21 protein-coding genes, 2 pseudogenes and 1 riboswitch are annotated in these 22,293 nt (G+C 65.1%); of the genes and pseudogenes, 17 read left to right on the top strand and 6 right to left on the bottom strand.

Going from position 1 to position 22,293, the window contains the following annotated elements; translation table 11 throughout:
* Positions 1-2 precede the first annotated feature (2 nt).
* Both cobI and cobJ read left to right on the top strand, forming a co-directional pair.
* Positions 3-710, top strand: a complete 708-nt coding sequence (cobI, locus tag QNO18_RS02885) for a precorrin-2 C(20)-methyltransferase (RefSeq protein WP_283176445.1) — start codon at positions 3-5, stop codon at positions 708-710.
* Positions 707-1,498, top strand: a complete 792-nt coding sequence (cobJ, locus tag QNO18_RS02880) for a precorrin-3B C(17)-methyltransferase (protein ID WP_283176444.1) — start codon at positions 707-709, stop codon at positions 1,496-1,498. The genes cobI and cobJ overlap by 4 nt, the downstream gene beginning before the upstream one ends.
* Here cobJ and QNO18_RS02875 read toward each other — a convergent pair.
* Positions 1,477-2,223 (bottom strand): cobalt-precorrin-6A reductase, encoded by a 747-nt coding sequence (locus tag QNO18_RS02875; RefSeq protein ID WP_283176443.1) that lies wholly within the window; start codon positions 2,221-2,223, stop codon positions 1,477-1,479. The genes cobJ and QNO18_RS02875 overlap by 22 nt on opposite strands.
* Here QNO18_RS02875 and cbiE point away from each other — a divergent pair.
* The 7 genes and pseudogenes from cbiE (at position 2,222) to QNO18_RS02840 (ending at position 7,798) form a co-directional block, all read left to right on the top strand.
* Positions 2,222-3,402, top strand: a pseudogene (gene cbiE / locus QNO18_RS02870) (precorrin-6y C5,15-methyltransferase (decarboxylating) subunit CbiE). The gene QNO18_RS02875 and the pseudogene cbiE sit on opposite strands and share 2 nt — an antisense overlap.
* The gene (locus QNO18_RS02865) at positions 3,399-3,794 is read left to right on the top strand and encodes a cobalamin biosynthesis protein (protein ID WP_283176442.1); all 396 of its coding nucleotides are present in this window, start codon (positions 3,399-3,401) and stop codon (positions 3,792-3,794) included. The pseudogene cbiE and the gene QNO18_RS02865 overlap by 4 nt, the downstream one beginning before the upstream one ends.
* Positions 3,791-4,579 (top strand): precorrin-4 C(11)-methyltransferase, encoded by a 789-nt coding sequence (cobM, locus tag QNO18_RS02860; protein ID WP_283176441.1) that lies wholly within the window; start codon positions 3,791-3,793, stop codon positions 4,577-4,579. The genes QNO18_RS02865 and cobM overlap by 4 nt, the downstream gene beginning before the upstream one ends.
* Complete coding sequence (locus QNO18_RS02855) at positions 4,576-5,871, top strand: cobyrinate a,c-diamide synthase (RefSeq protein ID WP_283176440.1); 1,296 nt, start codon at positions 4,576-4,578, stop codon at positions 5,869-5,871. Before cobM ends, QNO18_RS02855 begins: the two co-directional genes overlap by 4 nt.
* A complete protein-coding gene (gene cobA, locus QNO18_RS02850) occupies positions 5,868-6,587 on the top strand; it encodes a uroporphyrinogen-III C-methyltransferase (protein ID WP_283176439.1) in 720 nt (239 codons plus the stop codon). Before QNO18_RS02855 ends, cobA begins: the two co-directional genes overlap by 4 nt.
* Before the next feature lie 33 nt (positions 6,588-6,620).
* Positions 6,621-6,808: riboswitch (cobalamin riboswitch) on the top strand.
* Positions 6,809-6,840: 32 nt separating this feature from the next.
* Positions 6,841-7,011 carry a CbtB domain-containing protein gene (locus QNO18_RS02845; RefSeq protein WP_092900049.1) on the top strand — a complete coding sequence of 57 codons (171 nt, stop codon included), beginning with the start codon at positions 6,841-6,843 and terminating at the stop codon, positions 7,009-7,011.
* Between the two features lies 1 nt (position 7,012).
* Positions 7,013-7,798: a CbtA family protein gene (locus tag QNO18_RS02840; protein ID WP_283178731.1), complete on the top strand. Its 786-nt coding sequence runs from the start codon at positions 7,013-7,015 to the stop codon at positions 7,796-7,798.
* Positions 7,799-7,815: 17 nt separating this feature from the next.
* On the opposite strand, the pseudogene cobF reads toward QNO18_RS02840, so the two are convergent.
* Together cobF and QNO18_RS02830 are read right to left on the bottom strand one after the other, a co-directional pair.
* Positions 7,816-8,591 (bottom strand): annotated as a pseudogene (gene cobF, locus QNO18_RS02835) (precorrin-6A synthase (deacetylating)).
* Positions 8,592-8,705: 114 nt separating this feature from the next.
* Positions 8,706-10,682 carry a lytic transglycosylase domain-containing protein gene (locus QNO18_RS02830; RefSeq protein ID WP_283176438.1) on the bottom strand — a complete coding sequence of 659 codons (1,977 nt, stop codon included), beginning with the start codon at positions 10,680-10,682 and terminating at the stop codon, positions 8,706-8,708.
* 243 nt (positions 10,683-10,925) lie between these two features.
* Here QNO18_RS02830 and dapA point away from each other — a divergent pair, with 243 nt between their 5' ends.
* From dapA to QNO18_RS02800, 6 genes are all read left to right on the top strand, one after another.
* Positions 10,926-11,801, top strand: coding sequence for a 4-hydroxy-tetrahydrodipicolinate synthase (gene dapA / locus QNO18_RS02825; RefSeq protein ID WP_092900042.1), 876 nt, complete (start codon positions 10,926-10,928; stop codon positions 11,799-11,801).
* Between the two features lie 60 nt (positions 11,802-11,861).
* Complete coding sequence (locus QNO18_RS02820) at positions 11,862-12,743, top strand: DMT family transporter (RefSeq protein WP_283176437.1); 882 nt, start codon at positions 11,862-11,864, stop codon at positions 12,741-12,743.
* Positions 12,744-12,810: 67 nt separating this feature from the next.
* Complete coding sequence (gene smpB, locus QNO18_RS02815) at positions 12,811-13,293, top strand: SsrA-binding protein SmpB (RefSeq protein ID WP_198835398.1); 483 nt, start codon at positions 12,811-12,813, stop codon at positions 13,291-13,293.
* 159 nt (positions 13,294-13,452) lie between these two features.
* Positions 13,453-13,755 carry a hypothetical protein gene (locus QNO18_RS02810; RefSeq protein ID WP_283176436.1) on the top strand — a complete coding sequence of 101 codons (303 nt, stop codon included), beginning with the start codon at positions 13,453-13,455 and terminating at the stop codon, positions 13,753-13,755.
* A 301-nt stretch (positions 13,756-14,056) separates the two neighbouring features.
* Positions 14,057-14,932, top strand: coding sequence for a 3-mercaptopyruvate sulfurtransferase (gene sseA, locus QNO18_RS02805; RefSeq protein ID WP_283176435.1), 876 nt, complete (start codon positions 14,057-14,059; stop codon positions 14,930-14,932).
* 61 nt (positions 14,933-14,993) lie between these two features.
* Entirely contained in the window at positions 14,994-16,169 is a 1,176-nt protein-coding gene (locus tag QNO18_RS02800) for an amino acid aminotransferase (protein ID WP_283176434.1), read from the top strand.
* Positions 16,170-16,289: 120 nt separating this feature from the next.
* Here the strand turns inward: QNO18_RS02800 and QNO18_RS02795 are convergent, their stop codons facing one another.
* Positions 16,290-18,635: a transglycosylase domain-containing protein gene (locus QNO18_RS02795; RefSeq protein ID WP_283176433.1), complete on the bottom strand. Its 2,346-nt coding sequence runs from the start codon at positions 18,633-18,635 to the stop codon at positions 16,290-16,292.
* 271 nt (positions 18,636-18,906) lie between these two features.
* On the opposite strand from QNO18_RS02795, the gene QNO18_RS02790 reads away from it, so the two are divergent.
* Positions 18,907-19,245 (top strand): P-II family nitrogen regulator, encoded by a 339-nt coding sequence (locus QNO18_RS02790; protein WP_112310129.1) that lies wholly within the window; start codon positions 18,907-18,909, stop codon positions 19,243-19,245.
* Positions 19,246-19,280: 35 nt separating this feature from the next.
* Positions 19,281-20,630 carry an ammonium transporter gene (locus QNO18_RS02785; protein WP_283176432.1) on the top strand — a complete coding sequence of 450 codons (1,350 nt, stop codon included), beginning with the start codon at positions 19,281-19,283 and terminating at the stop codon, positions 20,628-20,630.
* A gap of 150 nt (positions 20,631-20,780) precedes the next feature.
* Here the strand turns inward: QNO18_RS02785 and QNO18_RS02780 are convergent, their stop codons facing one another.
* On the bottom strand, positions 20,781-21,392 hold the full coding sequence (locus QNO18_RS02780) for an ABC transporter substrate-binding protein (RefSeq protein ID WP_283176431.1): 612 nt from the start codon (positions 21,390-21,392) through the stop codon (positions 20,781-20,783).
* 16 nt (positions 21,393-21,408) lie between these two features.
* Positions 21,409-22,197, bottom strand: coding sequence for a VacJ family lipoprotein (locus QNO18_RS02775; RefSeq protein WP_283176430.1), 789 nt, complete (start codon positions 22,195-22,197; stop codon positions 21,409-21,411).
* Between the last annotated feature and the right edge of the window lie 96 nt (positions 22,198-22,293).

The raw sequence follows: 22,293 nt of genomic DNA, 5'->3' as shown, positions 1-22,293 counted from the left end.
GCATGGCCAAAGTCACCTGTATCGGCCTCGGGCCGGGCGATCCGGATCTGATGAGCGTCAGGGCGCATCGGCTGCTGACCTCGGCGCGGATCGTCGCCTATTTCCGCAAGCCCGGTCGCGAAGGCCAGGCGCGGCGGATGGTCGAGGGGCTGATCCCGGCAGGGGCCGAGGAATGGCCGATGGAATATCCGGTCACGACCGAGATTCCGGTGCAGGATCCAGGCTATAATGCGGCTTTGGCGCCGTTTTACGACCATTGGGCCGCGCGGCTTCAGTCGGCAGAAGCGGATGTTGTGGTGCTGTGTGAAGGGGATCCCTTTCTCTACGGCTCGTTCATGCATCTGCAAGCGCGGCTGCCTGCGGGGAAGGTTGAAGTAGTACCTGGGATCCCAGGCATGGTCGGCTGCTGGCATGCGACAGGCCAGCCAGTGACCTGGGGAGATGATGTGCTGACGGTGTTGCCGGCGACCCTGCCCGAGGCGGAGCTTGCGCGGCGGGTGGCGGATACCGATGCGCTGGTGGTGATGAAGATCGGGCGCAACCTCGCGAAGCTCCGGCGTGTGCTGGCGGCGGCGGGGCGGCTGCCGGAGGCCTGGCTGGTGGAACATGGCACCATGCCCGCCGAGCGGGTGCGGCTATTGGAGGATGTAGGCGAAGAAGCGCCCTATTTCTCGATTGCCATAATCCATGGAAAAGGGCGGCGGCCATGACGGATGCAGAGGCCGGGGCGCTGCCCCCGCATCCCCAGCGTGGTACTGTCAGCAGGACGGGCTGGGTCGTTGTTGCAGGGCTCGGGCCCGGCGCAGAGGCGATGGTGACGCCGGAAGTGGCGGCGGCTCTGGCCGAGGCCACGGATGTGATCGGCTATATCCCCTATGTCGCCCGGGTTGCGGACCGGGATGGTCTGGTGAAGCACCCGTCCGACAACCGGGTGGAACTGGACCGCGCGCGCCATGCCTTTGAGCTGGCGGCGGCGGGGCGGCAGGTTGTGGTGGTGTCGTCGGGCGATCCCGGGGTCTTTGCCATGGCGTCGGCTCTGTTCGAGGCGATGGAGACGGGGCCGGAGGCATGGCGCGAGCTGGATTTGCGGGTTCTGCCGGGGATCACCGCCATGCTGGCGGCAGCGGCGGCGGCGGGCGCGCCTTTGGGGCATGATTTCTGTGCGATCAATCTGTCTGATAACCTCAAGCCCTTTGAACTGGTCGAGAAACGGCTGCGTCTGGCGGTGGAAGGTGATTTCGCGATGGGCTTCTACAATCCGCGCTCGAAATCCCGGCCGGGGCGGTTCGAGCGGGTGATCGAAGTGCTGCGCGAGGGCTGCGAGCCGTCGCGGCTGGTGGTGCTGGCCCGCGCGGTCTCGACCCCGGAACAGGAGCTGCGGGTGGTCGAGCTGCGCGATCTGCAGCCGGAGATGGTCGATATGCGGACCATGGTTCTGGTCGGCTCTTCGCTGACGCGCCGGGTCGGACGGTTTGTTTACACGCCGAGGTCGGCATGAAGCCGGGCGAGGACTTCTGCAGGATCAGAGACGGTTTCCGCTGGCGGCAAAACGGGGCGGTCGATCAGCCAGACCGGCAGGCCGAGCGTGCGTGCGGCCTCGAGTTTCGCATCCGCGCCGCTGCCCCCGGAGTTTTTGGCGATGATGAGGTCGCTGTTATGGCGCCTGAGCAGCGCGAGATCGCTGGCGAGGTCAAAGGGGCCGCGAGAGATTTCCAGCGTGACGCGGGGCAAGGGCAGCGCCGCCTCGGGCGGATCGACAAGGCGCAGGAGATAGTCATGCTGCGGCTGGCCGGCAAAGACCGCGAGATGCAGTCGTCCAATGGCGAGAAATACCCGGCGCGGTGCCGCCCCGAGCCGCATAGCGGCGGTTTCGAGATCGGGGAGGAGTGTCCAGTCGTCGCCGGGCGCGGGCGTCCAGGCCGGGCGCATCAGGCGGATCAGGGGTGTGCCGGTCAGGGCCGCCGCCGCATGGGCGTTCTGGCTCATCTGCGCGGCAAAAGGATGCGTGGCGTCGATCAGATGGGAGACCTGGTGCTGGCGCATCCAGGCGGCAAGTCCCTCAGCGCCCCCGAAACCGCCGGTTCTGACCGCGACGGGCTGGGCGCGCGGCGTCTCTGTCCGACCGGCATAGGACAGCGTGGCCCTGATCCCGTGTTCCGCGACCAGGCGGGCGAGCTGGCTCGCCTCGGTTGTGCCACCAAGAATGAGAAGGTTCGGGGTCATGGCTGAATGGCTTTCCATCATCGGTATTGGCGAAGATGGCGCGTCTGGCCTGCCGGATGCAAGCCGTCAGGCGCTGGCGGCGGCGGATGTCGTGTTCGGGGCCCGCGTCATCTTGCGATGATCGGGCACCCTGACAAGCGGCCCTGGCCGGTGCCTTTCGCGCTGGCGCCGGTTCTGGCTTTGCGCGGGCAGCGGGTCGCGGTTCTGGCCTCGGGTGATCCGTTTTGGTTTGGCGCCGGTGGCAGTCTGGCGCGAGACCTGGCGCCGGGCGAATGGCGCTCCTTTCCAGGGCCTTCGGTCTTTTCGCTGGTTGCCGCCCGCAAGGGCTGGCGGCTGGAAGAGGTCAGCTGCCACGGGCTTCACGCAGCGCCGCTGTCGCGGCTGCGCCCGGGCCTCGCGCCTGGCGCGCGGCTGATCGTGACGCTTCGCGATGGCAAGGCCCCGGCGGCGTTGGTGGCTTATCTTGTGGAAGCCGGGTTTTCTGCAAGCCTGGTGACTTTTTTTACCCATGTCGGCGGCCCGGAAGAGCGTGTGATCGCCACCACCGCCGGTGAGTTCGACGAGGCGGTGACAGAGGATCTTGTCGTCGCCGCAGTGGAGATCCGGGGCGCGGGCCGGGCGGCGACGCTTGCCACCGGGCGCGCGGATGACCTTTTTGAGCATGATGGGCAGATCACCAAACGCCCGATCCGGGCGCTGGCTTTGTCGGCGCTCGCGCCGCGCGCGGGCGAGATGCTCTGGGATATCGGCACCGGGTCAGGGTCAGTCGCGATCGAATGGCTGCTGTCGCATCCCGCCATGCGGGCGATTGGTGTCGAGGCGGATGCCACCCGCGCTGGCCGCGCGCGCGGCAATGCCGCCCGGCTTGGTGTCGACCAGCTTGAGATCCGCGAGGGGCGGGCGCTGGATGTGCTGCCCGCATTGCCGCGCCCGGATGCGGTGTTCATCGGCGGTGGTGCCGATGACAACCTCCTGAACGCGCTCTGGGCCTGCCTGCCGCAGGGTGTGCGGGTTGTGGCGCATGGCGTGACGCTTGAGACCGAGACGTTGCTCGCGGCCTGGCATGGCGCCAAAGGCGGCCAGCTTTTGCGCATTGAGCTGGCCGAGGCGGCGCCATTGGGGCGCAAGCGGGGGTGGAAATCCAGTTTTCCGGTGGTGCAATGGAGTGTGACGCGATGATTCCGCCCCATATCAATCCATCGCGCATCGCCGGTATCGGCTTTCGCGAAACCGCCCAGGTTGAATCGATCCTTGATGCGCTGGCGCGCGCCGGCGCCGCTGACCTGCGCCATATCGCGCTGCCGGCAGTCAAGGCGCGCCATCATGCCGCGCAGCAGCTGGCGCGGCTGGGCTATCACCTGCATCCGGTCACCGCTGCCGCGCTGACGGCACCGGCAACCCTGACCGACAGCGCCGCCTCGCGCGCGGCGCATGGAACGGGGTCGGTGTCAGAGGCCTGCGCGCTGGCCGCCCTTGGCCCCGGCGCCCGCCTCTCTGCGCCGCGTGTGATTTCCGCCGATGGCAAGGCCACTGCCGCCATCGCCATCGTCCAGACAGGAGCCGCCCCATGACCGTTCATTTCATCGGCGCCGGCCCCGGCGCGCCCGACCTGCTGACGCTGCGCGGGCGTGACCTGATCGCGGCCTCGCCTGTCTGTCTTTATGCCGGGTCGCTGATCCCCGAGGCCGTGCTGTCGCATTGCCCGCCAGGCGCGAAGATCGTCAACACCGCGCCGCTGGATCTGGACGCGATCATCGCCGAGATCCGTGCCGCGCATGAGGCAGGCCTTGATGTCGCAAGGCTGCATTCCGGCGATCTTTCAGTCTGGTCGGCCATGGGCGAACAGATCCGCCGGTTGAAGGCCGAGGGCATCCCCTATGATGTGACGCCGGGTGTGCCCTCTTTCGCCGCAGCCGCCGCGACCTTGGGGATGGAACTGACGCTGCCGGGCCTTGCACAGAGCCTTGTCCTGACCCGCACCCCTGGCCGCGCCTCGGCGATGCCGGAACGCGAAAAGCTGGAGGCATTTGCGGCCACGGGGGCGACTTTGGCCATCCATCTCTCGATCCACCGGCTGCACGAGACGGCCGCCGAACTCACCCCGCATTACGGGGCCGATTGCCCGGTGGCGGTGGTCTGGCGCGCCTCCTGGCCGGATGAGCGGGTGGTGCGCGGCACACTTGCGACCATCGCCGGGCTGATCGGCGACACGATGGAGCGCACCGCACTGATCCTGGTCGGCCCGTCCCTGGGGCAGCACTCGGAGGGGCAGGAGGGATTCATCGAATCGAGCCTTTATTCCACCGATTATGACCGCCGTTTCCGTGCGGGCCGGGCCGATGCGGTGAAGCTGTGACCAAAGGGCTGATCATATCCGCCCCGCGCTCCGGCGCGGGCAAGACCACTGTGATGCTCGGGCTGTTGCGCGCATTGCGCGATGACGGCGTGGCGGTGCAGCCCTATAAATGCGGCCCCGATTACATCGACCCGGCCTTTCACCTCGCGGCTTCGGGGCGGTCGAGTTTCAATCTCGACAGCTGGGCAATGGCGCCCGGGCTGATCGGGGCGCAGCTGGCGCGGGGCGGCGAGATGGCGCTGGCCGAGGGCTCGATGGGGCTGTTTGACGGCGTGGCATTCCCGGGCGAGACCGGAACCGGCGCCAGCGCCGATATTGCGGCGCTGACCGGCTGGCCGGTCGTGGTGGTGCTGGATGTCTCGGGGGCGGCGCAGACCGTGGCGGCTATGGCTGCCGGGATGGCGGCCTATCGCAAGGATGTGAAAATCGCGGGCGTGATCCTGAACCGCCTCGCCTCGCCCCGCCATGAGAGGCTCTGCCGGCTGGGGATGGAGGCGGTCGGGCTGCCGGTTTTCGGAGCCTTGCCCCGGCGCGGCGACCTGACCCTGCCAGAGCGGCATCTGGGTCTGGTTCAGGCTGTCGAACATCCGGATCTTGAACGCGCCATCAGTGACTATGCCGGTTTTTTGCGCGACCATACCGATCTTGCTTCCCTGCGCGCGGCGGCGGCGGGTGGCGTGAGCACCCCGGCGGGAGAGCTGCCGAAACCGCCCGGTCAGCGCATTGCGCTGGCGCGGGACGAGGCGTTTTCCTTCACCTATCCGCATCTGCTGAATGCCTGGCACGCGCAGGGCGCCGAGATCCTGCCCTTTTCGCCTCTGGCCGATGAACCACCACCCGAGGCCGATCTCTGCTGGCTGCCCGGCGGCTACCCCGAGCTTCATGCAGGCCGGATCGCGGCGGCATCAGGTTTTCTTGCGGGCCTCAGAAATTTCGCGGCGGTAAAGCCGGTTCATGGCGAATGCGGCGGCTATATGGTGCTGGGCGAGGCGCTGGTCGATGCATCCGGCACCCGGCATCAGATGGCCGGGCTCCTCGGTCTTGTGACCTCGTATGAAAAGCGCAGGATGCATCTGGGCTACCGGCTGGCCGCGCTTTCCGCGCCGATCCCGGGCCATGTGGCGGGTGCGAGGCTGCGCGGGCATGAGTTCCATTATTCGACCATTCTCGCCCAGCCCGATGCGCCCCTTGCCCGCGTGACTGATGCCGAAAGCGCGCCGGTCCCCGAAACCGGATCGCGCAAAGGCCTTGTCACCGGCACCTTCTTCCACCTGATCGGAGCCGCCACATGAGCGAGATCGTCAGCTTTGTCTCCTCTGGCCCGGGCGATCCCGATCTGCTGACCCTGCGCGCGGTCAAACGGCTGCAAGCGGCGGATGTGGTGCTTTATGACGACCTCTCTGCCGGGCCGATCCTTGATCTGGCGGCGCCGGAGGCGGATCTGATTTCGGTCGGCAAACGGGCGGGGCGCGCCTCGCCGCGCCAGGATCATGTCAGCCGGCTCCTGGTCGATCATGCGCGTTCGGGCCTGAAAGTGGTGCGGCTGAAATCCGGCGATTCCGGCATGTTCGGCAGGCTTGAAGAGGAAATCACCGCGCTTAATGAGGCCGGGATCGGCTATGAGATCGTGCCCGGCGTCACCGCGCCCTCGGCTGCGGCGGCGGCGGCGGGGATCCCGCTCACGCGGCGGCTCAATGCGCGAAGGGTGCAGTTCGTGACCGGCCATGATGTGACCGGCGCGCTGCCCGAAAGCCTCAACTGGGCGGCTCTGGCCGATACCCAGGCGGTGACCTCGGTCTTTATGGCGCGGGCGACATTCCCGCAGCTGGCGGCAAAGCTGATCGCCGCCGGATTGGCGCCCGACACGCCCGCTTTGATGGCGCAGGGCGTCTCGACCCCGGCGCAATCCTTCCGCCGTGATACGGTTGCGGGCCTGGCCGCGTATCTTGAGGGCGCCGCCCCCGACCCGGCGCCGACCCTTATCCTCTACGGCGCGCTGGCGCCCTGACCAGAGCGGCTTGACCGGGCGTCACGCGCCTGTCACTCTCGATATCGTGAAGGTGCCGGGCGACCGGCATGGGAACAGGGCGGGGGAGACCCCGACCCGACCGCCCCCGCGACTGTGCGCAGCGAGCCGACCCCGTTAACCACTGTGGAGCAATCCATGGGAAGGAGGGCAGAGGCTGTGACCTGCAAGTCAGGAGACCGACCTTCGCATTTGATGGAACCGCCGTCGGGGATGACGGCAAGGAGTGATTCATATGTCCACCATTGCCCGCTCAGGCGCGAAGGCTGATGTCAAACTGGCGAATATCCTCGTCGTGGCGCTTTTGGGTGCTGCGCTGATCTTCGTCGCTGGCCTCGCCCAGTCGGAAACCCTGCATGACGCCGCCCATGATGTGCGTCACGCGGTCGGATTCCCCTGCCACTGATATGTTGCAAAGACTGCTGACCAGCGCGTTGATCGCTGGCGCTGCAGCGGGGCTGATTGCCGCCCTGTTGCAGCTTGTTTTCGTGCAGCCCGTGCTGCTTCATGCCGAGCTTTATGAGGGCGGCGAGCGCACCCATTTCGCGGCGGCCTCCGACCATCATCACGGTGAAGAACCAGCGCCGGAATCCACTGGGGCGCAGACAGAGCCTGCCGCCGAACCGGGCCATGCCCATGGCGCGGATGAAGCGCATGACCATGGCGAGGCGGCAGAGATCCCGGGTATCGGCTTTGACGCAGGCCGCGACGGGCTGTCGATCCTGTTCTCGATTATGGTCTATGCCGGCTATGGGCTGCTGCTTGTCGCGGCGATGGCCCTGTCCGAGAATAATGGCAACCGGGTCACCGCGCGCCAGGGTCTTCTCTGGGGGATCGCGGGCTTTGTCGCGGTGCAGATGGCGCCGGCTTTCGGCCTCTCGCCCGAGCTTCCGGGCATGGCCGCGGCCGATGTCAACGCCCGCGCGATCTGGTGGGTGGCGACAGTGATTGCGACCGGCATCGGTCTCTGGCTGATCGCATTCGGCAAAAACTGGGCGGTCTGGGCGGCGGCGATCCTGCTGATCCTCGCGCCCCATATCGTCGGCGCGCCGCATCCGCATGAGTTCACCGGCCCGACGCCGCCTGAACTGGCCGCGCAATTCGCCGGCCGCGCCATCGGGGTCGGTCTTGCGGTCTGGACGCTGCTCGGCCTTTTCGCAGCCTGGCTCTGGAGCCGTGGCCGCGAGGCATAAACCAGCTTCCCGGCGGCTTATGCCGCCGGGGATGTCCGGTCCAGAATATAGATATCCATGAGCCAGCCGTGCTCGGCCCGTGCCGCTTCGCGCCGGGCGAGGATACGCGGCCCCGCCTCGGCCAGCGGTCCGGCTTCGGTGATCTCATTCGCCATGCCGACAAAGGCGCCCCACCAGATCGAGATGCCTTCGGGCGCCAGATTCTGAAAGGCACAGCTGCCATCCAGCATCACCACTAGCCGCTCGACGCCCTCGGGCCAGCCCTCTTCGCGCAGCCGCCGCCCTGTGGTCACCAGAAACGGCGCGCCAAGCCCGTTCAGCGGAATGCGATGCGCAGCGGCCAGCACCTGCGGTGACATGATCCCCGGCACCACCGAGATCGAGACGTCGCGCAGCTTGCCCAGCCGCGCGGCAATCCGCAAGGTGCTGTCGTAAAGCGCCGGATCGCCCCAGACCATCAGCGCCACCCGCTGCACCCCGGGATGCGCGTCAATCGCCGCCGCCCAGGCCCCGGCAATCGCATCATGCCAGTCATTCACCGCGCGAGGTAAGAGGGGTTGGCCGGATCCCGCACCGGCATGGCAAAGCCCGCCACGATCACCCCGGGCCGCGTCACGAGATCCGCGCAGATCTGGCGGCGCAGATCGGCAAGATCGGCTTTGTCTTCGCCTTTCTCTGGGATCAGGATCAGATCGGCCGCATTCAGCGCCTTCACCGCCTGCAAGGTGAGATGGTCCGGATTGCCGGTGCCAATACCGACCAGACTAAGTTCCAAAGCACCACCCCCCTGCATCCATTCCCGCGCCAGAAACCAGCTTCGGCCGGGAATGAAAAGCCTGCCTGCCAGTTTCCGCCTGACCTGAATACCCGCGCCGGAGGCAGGTGCCGCCCGCCGGAGCCACCGGCCTCAGCCCTTCAGCTCTGCCGTCACCCGGACCGGCCCCACCGTCCCGCGCAGTTTCGCGCGGTAGATCACCACGCCTTCGACCACCCGCATCACATAGGTCCGGGTCTCGCCGATCGGGATCATCTCGACCCAGTCGACCACATCCACCTCCGGCAGGCGCGGGTCGCCAAGCTCGCCGATCCAGCGGCGCGGCCGCCCGGGCCCGGCATTATAGCCCGAGGCGATCAGCGCAATCGAGGGCCCGAATTCCTCGACCATCTTCGCCAGATAGGCCGAACCGACCTGGGTGTTGAACCCCGGGTCATAAAGCCGCGACAGCGAATATTCCAGGCCCAGCCCCTTGGCCATCCGCGCGGCGGTCTCGGGCAGAACCTGCATCAGCCCGCGCGCATCCGCGCCCGAACGCGCCATCGGCTCGAATTCGCTTTCACGCCGCGCAATGGCAAGCGCCAGCGCGCGGCTGACATGCAACCCGTCCGGCACGAGGTCCGGCACCGGGTAATAGGTGCGGGGCAGGATCGCGCCCCGCTCTGCCGCCTGTTTCGCCAGCACCAGCGCGATATGCGGCTGACCCATCTCCAGCGCCATCTCGGCGAGCTGGGCGATGCCCCTTGCGTCCTGCCCCTCGGCGAGATGCAGGAGAAACCGCTTTCCCTCGACCCGGTTTCCGGCCGAGAGCATAAGCCGCCCCATCGCCAGAACCGAAGACCCGGCGAAAGACGATTGCCGCCAGCCCGAGGCCGGCGCATCGTTCAAAAGCTGAGGATCCAGCGACAGCCCGAGTTTTTCTGCCGATAAAAGCCCGTAATAGGCGGTCTGATGTTGCGCCGCGCGCTGGAAATGCGCCTTTGCGCTCTCGGCCCGGCCGGCGGCCTCATCGGCGCGGCCCTGCCAGTAATCGGCACGCGAGACCGAGATCGCGGTGGAAACCCCGGCCCGCAGATGCGCGAAATGTTTCAGCGCGGTTTCGGGGTCGTTCAGCTTCCTCAGCGCGATAAAGCCCGCCAGAAATTCCAGATCGGCGTAAGCGCCGCCCGCTGTCATCCCGTGCCGCGCCGCCACCCGGTAAGCATCCTGCGCACGCCCCTGGCGCATCAGCCAGCGCGCCAGCAGCGCGCGCCGCGGCGCCCATTCCTCGGGGCGGCCAAGGTTTTCCGGCGCGACCGACAGGATCAGCTCTGCCGATTCCGCATAGAGATCCCGCTTCATCCGCCACAAGAACCGCTCATAGCTGAGGCCCGGATCGGATTTCAGTGCCTCGGGGACCGCCGCGACCAGCCCGTCGACCCCGGGCTGACCGGCGCGCAAGGCAAGCCGCGCCTCGGCGAGTTTGCGCTTTGCCTCCGGCACCCGGGGCAGCATCCGGAGCGCCTCGGCACGCCGCCCCTCCCAGAGCAGGTTTTCCAGCCGCAGATCATTCACCATCGCCACCGCATCGGGCATCAGGACCTGCAGCTCGGCCTCCTGATCGGCGGTGAGCGAAAGCTCTGCCCAGGCCCGCATCGCTTCGGTCTCGGCCATGCCGATCTGGCCAAGCGCCTTATAGGCCCGCACCAGGGCCAGGGCGCCGGTGCCGCTGCGCGGTGGCGAGGCGCGGAAATAGCCGACCACCCGCGATGGCGTCTCGGACCTGGCCACCGCCTCCTCGCCCTTTTGCCGCAAGAGGGCAAGACCCGGCCAGTCGCCCCGCCGCGCGAGGAAGGCTTCGTAATCGCCCAGCCGGCCATCGCCGTCCCGCAGCTGGCTCCAGATGACAAAATCCCTCACCAGGCCGTCCTGAGAGGCGGCAAGCGCCCCCGGCCAGTCTTTCTTGCGCACCAGCTCAAGCGCGCTGCGCATCTCCTGCACCTGATCGGCGCGGGCCGCGGCCGGTAGGAACAGGGGCGTGATGATCAGGGCCGGGATGATCAGAACCCGAGAAAGCAGAGCCGGGAGAACCAGAGTCAGGATGCGGAGGCGGTGGATGAGAAAGGTCATGGGGCGGAGTCTGCCAAAGAGGCCGGATCGCCACAAGCCACGTTCCTGTCAGCAGCGGCCCGGCCCTGCGGGCGCATGCCAGATCTTGCCCGTGAGTAAGGGCGCCGTCCTGGCCGCGGATCTGTGCCCGAGCCTCTCCTGCCGGTGCACTCATGCAGTGCTTGGCAAGGCGCAATTGCAAGGTTAAGGAAAGTCCGTTGCAGCCAGGGGCGAAAAGGGCCCCCAGATGAGGAGACGCGTGCCATGATCCAGGGGTCGATTCCCGCTTTGGTTACGCCGTTCAAGGACGGCGCCGTGGATATGGACATGCTCAAGAAACTTGTCGACTGGCAGATTGCCGAGGGTTCGACCGGGCTGGTTCCCGTCGGCACCACCGGCGAGAGCCCAACGCTGAGCCATGAAGAGCACGAGGCCGTGGTCGAGGCCGTGGTGACATTCGCGGCCGGCCGGGTGCCGGTGATCGCGGGCGCCGGCTCGAACAGCACGGTCGAGGGCATCCGGCTGATCCGCCATGCCGAGCGCGTCGGTGCCGATGCCGCTCTGGTCGTGACCCCTTATTACAACAAGCCGAACCAGGCCGGGCTGATCGCGCATTACAAAGCCCTGCATGAGGCCAGCACCCTGCCGATCATCATCTATAATATTCCGGGCCGTTCGGTGATCGACATGTCGCCCGCGACGATGGGCGAGCTGGCTAAGCTGCCGCGAATCGTCGGTGTGAAAGACGCGACCGGCAATATCGGCAAGGTCAGCCAGCAGCGCGAGACCTGCGGCGCAGATTTCATCCAGCTGTCCGGCAATGACGATACCGCGCTGGCCTTCAACGCCCATGGCGGCTGCGGCGCGATTTCGGTCACGGCCAATGTGGCGCCGAAGCTCTGTGCCGAATTCCAGGCGGCCACGCTGCGAGGTGACTTCCGCACGGCGCTTGACTACCAGGACCGACTTTTCCCGCTGCATGAGGCGCTGTTCATCGAGCCGGGTCTTGTTGGTGCGAAATATGCACTCTCACTTCTGGGGCGGTGCAGCGAAGAGGTCCGGCTGCCACTGGTCGGTCTGAGCGATGATACGAAAGCAAAGATCCGCGCGGCCATGACCCATGCCGGTCTTCTCAACTAGCGCCCGGTTCCTGCACAGGAACCGGCCCGGAGTTTTCATAAAACTCCGGGGTCGCGCGGGATGACCGAGGGCATCACGCCAAATCTGCGGGGCGCGGCCCTGATGACGCTGGCCATGGCGGGCTTTGCGGTCGAGGATCTCTTTATCCGCAAGGCCTCTGCCCATGTGCCGGTCGGCCAGGTCATGGCGATCATGGGCTTTGGCGGCGCCATGGTCTTCGCGCTCATGGCGCGCGCCGCGCGCGAATCCGTCTTTCCGCGGGTCTTTCTGTCTTCCGCTATGCTTGTGCGGTCAGGATTCGAGATCGCGGGGCGGCTGTTCTACAGTCTCGCCATTGCGCTGACTTCCATGCCCACCACGGTTGCCATTCTTCAGGCGACGCCGCTCGTGGTTCTTGCCGGAGCGGCGCTTATCTTTGGCGAAAAGGTTGGCTGGCGGCGCTGGTCGGCGGTTGCGGTTGGGTTTCTTGGGGTGATGATCGTCCTCAGACCCGGGCTCGACGGCTTCTCGCCGATGTCGCTCCTCGCGGTGGCGGGCATGGCGGGCTTTGCCGGGCGCGATCTCGCCACCCGCGCCGCGCCGAAGACCATGTCGAACCGGCAGCTCGGGATCCTTGGCTTCTCGATGCTCGGAATTGCCGGGCTGATCGTCCTGTCTTACACCGGCGGCGCCCATTGGCCCGACCCGACCGGAGCCGGCCTGATCCTCGGCGCCACGCTTTTCGGCCTTCTGGGCTATAATGCGCTGACCGCCGCCATGCGCACGGGCGAGGTCTCGGCCGTAACGCCCTTCCGCTATACCCGCCTCGTCTTTGCGATGATCCTTGCGGTGATCTTCCTTGCCGAGCGGCCCGATCACCTGACCCTGCTTGGCAGTGCCATTATCGTCGCGAGCGGGCTTTATACCCTGATCCGCGCGCGCAAAGCCGCCACAGAAGTATGAAAAGCGCGCGCCGGAGAGGGGCGCGCTTCTTTACTCAGCGCCCGCCATCCCCTATCTCTGCCCGATCATGCAGAAGAAACACGATCCCAATTCCAAACTCATCGCTGACAACCGCCGGGCGCGGTTCGAATATCATATCGAAAGCGACCTCGAGGCCGGGATCATCCTCCAGGGGTCCGAAGTCAAGAGCCTGCGGATCGGCGGATCGAACATTGCCGACAGCTATGCCTCGGTCGAAGGCGGCGAGCTCTGGCTGATCAACGGCTATATTGCGCCTTACAAACAGTCGAATGCCTGGGACAGCCATGACGAGCGCCGCCGCCGCAAGCTGCTGGTGTCAAAGAAAGAACTGTCGCGGCTCTGGAATGCGACCAGGCGCGAGGGGATGACCATCGTACCCTTGCGGATGTATTTCAACGAGCGCGGCATGGTGAAGATCGCGCTCGGTGTGGCCAAGGGCAAGAACAATGCCGACAAGCGCGATACCAGCGCCAAACGCGACTGGGATCGCCAGAAGGCGCGGATCATGAAACAGGGTCACCAGCTCTGATCCTGCAGAAGGGCCGATCTTGTAGCCAGCGGCCGCTTTGACACAACATTTGCCAGGATGGGAAGGTTCAGGCAGTATTCCCCCTGCCCGGTGAGCAATTTTACGCCATTTTCCGGGTGTGAGGCCGGATCACACCGGCCCTTTGCAGGGATAGTCATCATGGATATGTCACTTATCATCCAGCTCGTTGCCGGTCTTATCGGCGGCAACGCGGCCGGATCTGCGTTGAAGAACCTCAATATGGGCCCGATCCTCAATTCGGTGGTAGGCCTTCTCGGCGGCGTCGGCGGCGGGCAGATCCTGTCCATGCTGGGCCTCGGCGGTGCAGGTGAGGCCGCGGCGGCTGCGACGTCTTCCGGTCTCGACATCTCGACCATCCTCCAGAGCATTGTCGGTGGTGGTGCCGGCGGCGGCATCCTCGTGGCCATTGTGGGTGCGATCAAAAACGCGCTGGTGAAGTAAGCCGAAGGCAGATTTTGCCTGACCGCCAGCCTTTCTGGGGTCGTGATCCTGAAACCATCCCGCCCGGATCGCCTCCGGGCGGGATTTCTTGTTCCCGGGAAATGTCCGGCGCAAAACCTGGGTGCAAAATCTGCCGGGCAAGGTCCGCCGGTCCAGGTCTGTAGCCAGAAATTCCCGGCAAAGATCACCTGCTCTGCCCTGTGCCAGGCAGAGCGGGGTTGCACGCGCATACAGGCGGGCTATAGGAAACTGACCGCTTTTGGTCCGCCTGTTGATCCGCCCCCTTTGACCTGAGGCCGCCATGTCGCTGACCCCCGCCCCGAAGGATGACCCACATACCCTGGTCTCAACAGACTGGCTTGCCAGCCATCTGAAAGACCCGGATCTGCGGCTGCTTGATGCAAGCTGGTTCCTGCCGCCGTCTGAGCGCAATGCGCGCGCGGAATATGAGGCGGCCCATATCCCGGGCGCACGGTTCTTCGACCTGGACGAAATCTCGGATCACCGCTCGAACCTGCCGCATATGGTGCCACCGGTCGAGAAATTCATGTCCCGGATGCGGGCGATGGGGGTCGGCGACGGGCATCAGGTTGTGGTCTACGATTCGACCGGTATCTTTTCTGCGCCGCGGATCTGGTGGACCTTTCGCCTGATGGGCAAGACCGATGTCGCGGTGCTGGATGGTGGCCTGCCGAAATGGCAGGCGGAAGGGCGCGAGACCGAAGACCTGCCGCCGGTGATCCGCGACCGCCATATGACCACGCAGCGCCAGAACCACCTGGTGAAAGACGTGACCCAGGTCGCCCATGCCGCGAAGCTGAAACAGGCAGTGGTGGTTGATGCCCGTGCGCCCGCGCGTTTTGCCGGCGAGGCGCCGGAGCCGCGCCCCGGTCTGCGCGCAGGTCACATTCCCGGGTCGCGCAACCTGCCCTGGGGCAATCTGCTGAACCAGGATGGCACCATGAAAGACCCCGCCGTCCTGCGGATGATTTTCCAGGAGGCGGGGATCGACCTTGCGCAGCCGGTGATCACCAGCTGCGGCTCGGGCGTGTCGGCGGCGATCCTCGCGCTCGCGCTCGAGCGGATCGGGCATCGCAACTGGTCGCTTTATGATGGCTCCTGGGCCGAATGGGGCATGTATGAGGATTTGCCGGTCGAGACGGGCCCCGCTGCATAAGGCAAGGCCGCCGGAACGGGCGCAATGGGGCCGGGGACTGGCCCGCTGATGTGAGGAAGACATGCTTGAGGCTTTGACCCAGCAGCCGCAGGACAAGATCCTGCAACTGATCGCGATGTTTCGCGAGGACAAGCGGGACGGCAAGATTGATCTTGGCGTTGGTGTTTACAAGGACGCGACCGGGCTCACCCCGGTGATGCGCGCGGTCAAGGCCGCCGAAAAGAAGATCTGGGAAGCCGAGACCACCAAGACCTATACCGCGCTCGCGGGCGAGCCCGCCTATAATGCGGCAATCACCGCGCTGATCCTTGGCGATGGGTTTGGGGATCGTGCCGCCTCGATCTCGACCCCCGGCGGCACCGGCGCGCTGCGTCAGGCGTTCGAGCTGGTAAAGCTTGCGCGGCCCGGGGCGAAGGTCTGGCTTTCGGCGCCGACCTGGCCGAACCATCCGTCTATGGTGAAATTCCTTGGCCTGCCGATGGCGGAATACCGCTATTTTGACGTGAAGACCTCGGGGCTGGATTTCGCCGGTCTGATCGAGGATCTCGGCCAGGTGACTGAGGGCGATGTGGTGCTGCTGCATGGCTGCTGCCACAACCCGACCGGGGCGAACCTGTCGCAGGCTGAGTGGGATGAGGTGATTGCGGTTCTGAAGAGCCGCAAGGCGCTGCCGCTGGTCGATCTTGCCTATCAGGGCTTTGGCGACGGGCTGGATGCGGATGCCGAGGCTACCCGCAAAGTCGCAGCGGCCTTTGATGAAGTTCTGATCGCGGCCTCGTGCTCGAAGAATTTCGGGATCTACCGCGAGCGGACCGGCGTGCTGATCGCGCTGACATCAGCGGATCGCAAAGCGGTGGTGCAGGGCAATCTGAACTTCCTCAACCGCCAGAACTTCAGCTTCCCGCCCGATCATGGCGCGCGGATCGTGACCACGATCCTGGAAGACGCGGCCCTGACTGCCGACTGGAAGGCCGAGCTGGAGGAAGTGCGCCTCAATATGCTGGGCCTGCGCGAGCAGCTGGCATCCGAGCTGCGCAAGGCCACCAATTCCGACCGGTTTGACTTTGTCGCGGATCATCGGGGCATGTTCTCGCGGCTCGGGCTGTCCGAGGCGCAGGTGGTGAAGCTGCGCGAAGAGTTCGGCGTCTATATGGTCGGCGATTCGCGGATCAATATCGCCGGGCTGAACAAGGGGACCGTGCCGGTGCTGGCAAAGGCGATTGCCTCGGTTCTCTGAGCGGTCTGACAGATGTGGAAAGGGCGGGACAATGTCCCGCCCTTTTGCATTTGGCCTTGGCCGCGGTGGGGGGCTCCTCCCCACACCGTGGAGTATTTCCGTCAGGAGGAAGACCGGGGCTCAGTTCAGTCCCATTGCGTCGCGAACGGCGCGGTCGATATCGTCCTGGTTTTGCGAGGCGGGAGCGCCTTGCTGGTTCGAGCCGCCCTGGTAGACCGGCGCGTTAGAGCCGTCGAAATAGGGCACTTCTTCGGGCAGGACCGGGCGGTCGACCCCACCGATATCCGGGGAGGGGCCGAAGGATCCACCGGCCGAGACCGTGTTTGGCGGGATCTCTTTCGGAAGCGGCATCGGGGGGACGCCTTCGTTGATCCGGATCATGACCTCACGCCAGACATCTGCGGGCAGGCCGCCGCCGGTCACGCCGGTCAGCGGGCGATTATCGTCATAGCCAAGCCAGACGCCAACCACGTAATCCGAAGTGAAGCCCACGAACCAGGCATCGCGCGCCGAATTGGTGGTGCCGGTTTTGCCGGCAGCCTCGCGGCCGGGGAGGCGGGCGCGGGCGCCGGTTCCGGAATTGATCACCTCGGTCATCATATAGATCAGCGCATGGGCGGCCGTTTCCGAGATCACCCTTTCGCCGATGCCGCCGCCGCTGCCAAAGAGCTCGTCATTTTCGCCCCGGAGCTTCAGCGCGCGCAGACCATAAGGCGTTACCGAAGAGCCGCCGTTCAGGATGCCGGCATAGGCGCCGGTCATCTCGATCAGCGTCGATTCCGAGGCGCCGAGCGCCAGCGCCGGGCCATCGGCCATTTTGGACGCGACGCCGAATTCCGTCGCGACCTTTTTCACGAGGTCACGTCCGACCATTTCCGAGATTTTGACCGCCGGGATATTGCGGCTTTCCTTCAACGCTTGGACCAATGTGATCATCCCCTTGAATTTATTGTCGTAATTCTTGGGGCTATAGGGGCCGGAGCCAGGCACATTGATCGTATAGGGGCTGTCATCGACGTAATCGAGCGGGCTGTAGCCCAGATCGAGCGCCACCGCATAGACGAAGGGTTTGAACGCCGACCCGGTCTGGCGCAGCGCCTGGGTCGCGCGGTTGAAATCACCCGCACGCGGGATCGAGCGCCCGCCGACCATCGCGCGCACCGCGCCGTCCGAGCTCATCACCACAATCGCGGCCTGGGCGGTCGAGCCGTCTTTGACTTTCGTATCAAAGACATATTTCAGCGCCTCTTCGGATTTCCGCTGCAGATCCTGATCCAGCGTCGTCTCGATCACCACATCTTCGGTCGTGTCGCGGGCGAGGTAATCCGGCGTGGTCTCCATCACCCAATCGGCGAAATAGCCGCCCGAGCGCTGCCGCGCGGCCTCGGTCGGGGTGGCGGGATGGGCGCGGGCCTCATCGGCCTCGGCTTTGGTCAGGTAACCCTGTTCCTGCATCAGCCCGATCACCACATTGGCGCGGTTTTGCGAGCGTTCGAGGTTGGAAGTGGGCGCCAGTGCCGAAGGGGCCTGCAGCAGGCCCGCAAGCATCGCGGCCTCGGCCGGTGTCACGGTCGCTGCGGATTTGCCGAAGTAACGCTGTGCGGCGGCTTCGAACCCGCGCGCGCCGGCCCCCAGATAGGCGCGGTTCATATAGATGCCGAGGATGTCCTTCTTGGAGTATTTCAGCTCCATCGCGATGGCATAGGGCACTTCCTTGACCTTGCGCTTGATGCCGCCACCCCGGCAATCCGCCTCATATTCGGCCTCGGATTTCCATTCTGCCGGGTTGAAGGGCACGCCCAGACACAGAAGCTTGGCCACCTGCTGGGTGATGGTCGAGCCGCCATTGCCCTGGAACGCACTGCGCCCTTCGGCAAGGTTGATCCGGATCGCGCTGGCGATACCGCGGGGCGAGACGCCAAGGTGCCAGTAGAAGCGCTTGTCCTCGGTTGCAACGATGGCATTGAGGAGATGCGGCGAGACCGTATCAGCGGTGATCTGGCCGCCATAGGTCTCACCGCGCCAGGCAAATGTCTTGCCGTCACGGTCAAGCATGGTGACCGAGCCGCGTGCCCGCCCGTCCAGCAGCGCCTCAAGCGGCGGCAGCTGGCTGTAGAAAAACGCGACCACCGCACCGACGACCAATGCGCCGACGGCGGTGACACGCCACAGCACGCCCCAGATCATCCGCCAGAAGAACAGGATGGTCCCGAGGATGAAACCATGTTTGCGCCGGGCGCGGGCCGCTTTGCGGGGCTGTTTTGGCGCCTGTTTGCGCGGCGCCGGTTTTTGCGGCGGTCTTCCGCCCCCGCCGCCGCCCGAGCCGCCATTTCCGCCACGCCCCGGACTTCCGCCCTGGCCCCTGCCGGAATTGCCACCGGACCCGCCGGCGCCACCCGCAGAAGAGCGGGGAGGATATCGTCTGTCTGCCACCAGAGGGCTTTTGCCCCCGCCACTCGTCGCCATATGCCTGCTGCCCGCCTCGAAGCGTGTTCTTTCAGAATCCGGCAGAGAATAGCGGGTTCGCCCGGCTTTGCGAAGGGCAGGAGGAAACGATTCGAATCTATCCGCTGATGAAAAAATAATCACATGCCCCGATTAGTGCAAAAATTTTGCAACTGCACCGCAAAGCACCGGTTCAGAACACGCCGTTTTCTTGTGCTGCAACTGCAAAACCCCGCCTTCTTTTGCTCAGACGCCCGCTCGCCCCGGGCTCGCTCTCAGGAAGGGGACAGATGTGAAACTCATCATTGCGGCACTGAAACCGTTCAAGCTTGACGAAGTTCGCGAAGCGCTGACCACGATCGGCGTGCGCGGAATGATGGTGACAGAAATCAAGGGCTTCGGCCTGCAATCCGGTCATACCGAAATCTATCGCGGCGCCGAATATGCAGTGAATTTCGTGCCGAAGGTCCGGCTGGAAATCGTCGTGGCCGATGCGCTGGCCGAACAGGTGGTCGAGACCATCGCGAAGACCGCCAAGACCGACAAGATCGGCGACGGCAAAATCTTTGTGCTCGATGTCGAACAGGCCGTGCGGGTGCGCACCGGCGAAACCGGCGACGACGCGATCTGAACATCGACCCGAGGGAACAGGGGAAAACAGCCAAAATGAACAAACTTGTCAAATATTCCGGTCTCGCGGCGGCGATGTCGCTTCTCGCCGGACTGCCCGCCCTGGCGCAGGACGCCACGCAAGCGGCGGCAGAGGCGGTGATCGAAGTGGCCGAGGCCGCACCGGCGCTGGATACCGGCGATACCGCATGGATGATGATTTCAACCGTCATCGTGCTCTTCATGATCTTCCCGGGCATCGCGCTGTTCTACGGCGGGCTGGTGCGCAGCAAGAACATGCTTTCCGTGCTGATGCAGACCACCACCATCGCCGCGCTGATGATGGTCGCCTATGTGGTTTACGGCTACTCCTTCGCCTTTGGTGGCGCCGAGGGCCCGTATTTCGGTGGTTTCGGCAAGCTCTTCCTGGCAGGTGTGGGGCCGGAGAGCCTTTCGGGCACCATTCCGGAATATGTCTTCATCGCCTTCCAGATGACCTTCGCCTCGATCACCCCGGTGCTGATCATCGGAGCCTTCGCCGAGCGGATCAAATTCTCGGCGGCGCTCCTCTTCTCGCTGCTGTGGGTCACCGTGGTCTATTACCCGGTCGCACATATGGCATGGGACGCGAATGGCCTCTTCTTCGGCTGGGAAGTGTTTGACTTTGCAGGCGGCACGGTTGTGCACATCAATGCCGGTATTGCGGCTCTGGTTGGCGCCATCTGCGTCGGCAAGCGCCTCGGCTATGGCAAAGAGAACATGCAGCCGCATTCGCTGACCCTGACCATGGTCGGTGCCTCGATCCTCTTCGTGGGCTGGTTCGGCTTCAACGTCGGCTCTGCTCTGGGGGCCGGCACGCTGGCAGGCCTTGCGATGATCAACACCTTCACCGCAACCGCCGGCGGCATCCTCGGCTGGGTCCTGGTTGAGGCGCTGCTGCGCGGCAAGGCTTCGATGCTGGGCGGTGTCTCGGGCATGATCGCTGGCCTCGTGGCCATCACCCCCGCTGCCGGCGCAGTCGGCCCGATCGGCGCGATCTTCCTCGGCGCGATTGCTTCGGCAGCGGCCTATTACTTCGTCGCCGTCGTGAAGGTGAAACTGGGCTATGATGACAGCCTCGACGTCTTCGGCATCCACGGGATCGGCGGCATCGTCGGCGCTGTTGGCGCGGGCATCTTCGCAGCACCGTCACTGGGCGGCCAGGGCTATCCGGAAGGCCGCGGCATGGGTGAGCAGGTCTATTATCAGATCGCAGCTGTCGGCATCACCATTCTCTACTGTGCGGTGCTGTCTTTCATCCTCTACAAGGTGGTCGGCGTTCTGACCGGCGGCCTGCGGGTCAAGGAAGAAGCCGAGCGCGAAGGCCTCGACCTCACCTCGCATGGCGAGCGCGCCTATCACTCCTGATCGGCCCGGGCGCGGGGCCGCGGGGCCCCGCCTCTGACAAAAGTCAAAGCCCGCCGGTCGTTCCGGCGGGCTTTTCCCATGTTCAGCGCGCATCTTCAGCGTGGTGATCGCCGCAGCCCCTGGACGCTCCGGCGGTCGGGAGGCGCGGCCTCAGGCCCTTTGCAGATCCTGGATCAGCGCATCAATATCGCCCCTGCGTTTGTCGAGCATCGCGCCGATTTCGGTGCGCTCCGAGGCGAGCATGTTCACGCCTTCGATGATGATGTTGAAAAAGAGATCCCGCCCGCTTTTGTTCGAGACTTGCCAGCGCACCTCGAAAGGGCTTGAGCCCTTGAGATAGGCGGTTGAGATCACCTCGAAATAGCTTTTCACCGGGCGGGCGCCGGTGACTTCAATGCGGCCTCCGATGAACTCGCGGAAGCGGCGGCCGTATTTGCGGCTGATATAGCCCTGGAAGGCCTGGGTGAAGGCCTGCATCTGGGCCTTTGACGCCGATTTCGCGGCCGGTCCAAGGGCCGACCGTGCGATCTGGGGCACATCGGCATAATTCACGAAGAGCTTTTCAAAGGCCGGATACATCTGGGCTTCGGAGCGGCCCGAGTTGATGATCGCATTGATATCCGCGACCGCCTTGTCGATCAGCGCCTTGGCCTCGGCATCCGAGAAGGCGAGGGCGGGCATGGCCCCAAGCGCGGCCGCTGCCGCAAGGCCGGTGCCGAGGAAGTGTCGGCGCGAAAGGCCGGAAACCAGATGAACAGACATGTCAGTCCTCGCAACGTCAATCCGCGTAGGGATCAATGAAATCGTCTTCATAGGGGTCGATGAAATCGCCATCATCCCCATCCGCTGCGCCCTTTGCCTTCGCAATCTCATGGCGCCGGTTCTGCAGATACAGAAGCCGGAGCTGGGCATAGCTGTCAGCGCTGTCATATAGGATCGAATTCACCGTATCGGAATAGCGGTAGCGATCATTTAGGCGTGAAAGCCCTTCAATGGCGAGCGTTGCATCGGCATCATTGCCGTCGAACACATTGTTCAGCGGGTTCATCGCGAAATCGACCACGATCCCGACCGTGTCGCGTGCAGTGGAGGGCCCTTCGATGGGCAATTCGACATAGGGCCCTTCGCCGACACCCCAGACGGCGAGCGTCTGGCCGAAATCGGCATCGGTTTTCGGCATTCCCAGCACCGAGGCCACGTCGAACAGCCCGCCGATCCCGGCGGTCGCGTTCACTGCAAAGCGCAACGTATTTGTTGTTGCTTCGCCGATTCGGGCCTGCAGCACCTGGTTCACCACCACGCCCGGCAGATCCAGCGTATCGGCGACATTCGAGACCCCCTGGCGCAGCGGATTCGGCACCACGGTGCCATAGGCCTTTGACACCGGCCGCACAATTGCCGTGTCCAGCCCTTTATTCACCGCATGGACGCCGCGATTCATCGGCTCAATCGGGTCATAGATGCCATCCGTGCGCGGCGTCTGGGCACAGGCCGCAAGCGCGCTCAGCCCGAGGACCAGCAGGAAGGGGCGAAGAGAGAGGATTTCGGTCTGGCTGGTCACGGTCATTAACGGAATCTCAGGCGTCACGAGACACTAAACAAGGAGAAGGGTGCAGAGATATTGCGTGAGAGGCTTACGGTGTGGCAATCCTCAAGACAACGG

Origin of the sequence: Gemmobacter sp. 24YEA27 (assembly GCF_030052995.1) — a bacterium.
In the GTDB taxonomy this organism is placed as follows: domain Bacteria; phylum Pseudomonadota; class Alphaproteobacteria; order Rhodobacterales; family Rhodobacteraceae; genus Pseudogemmobacter.
This window is presented reverse-complemented; position numbering and strand designations above follow the sequence as displayed.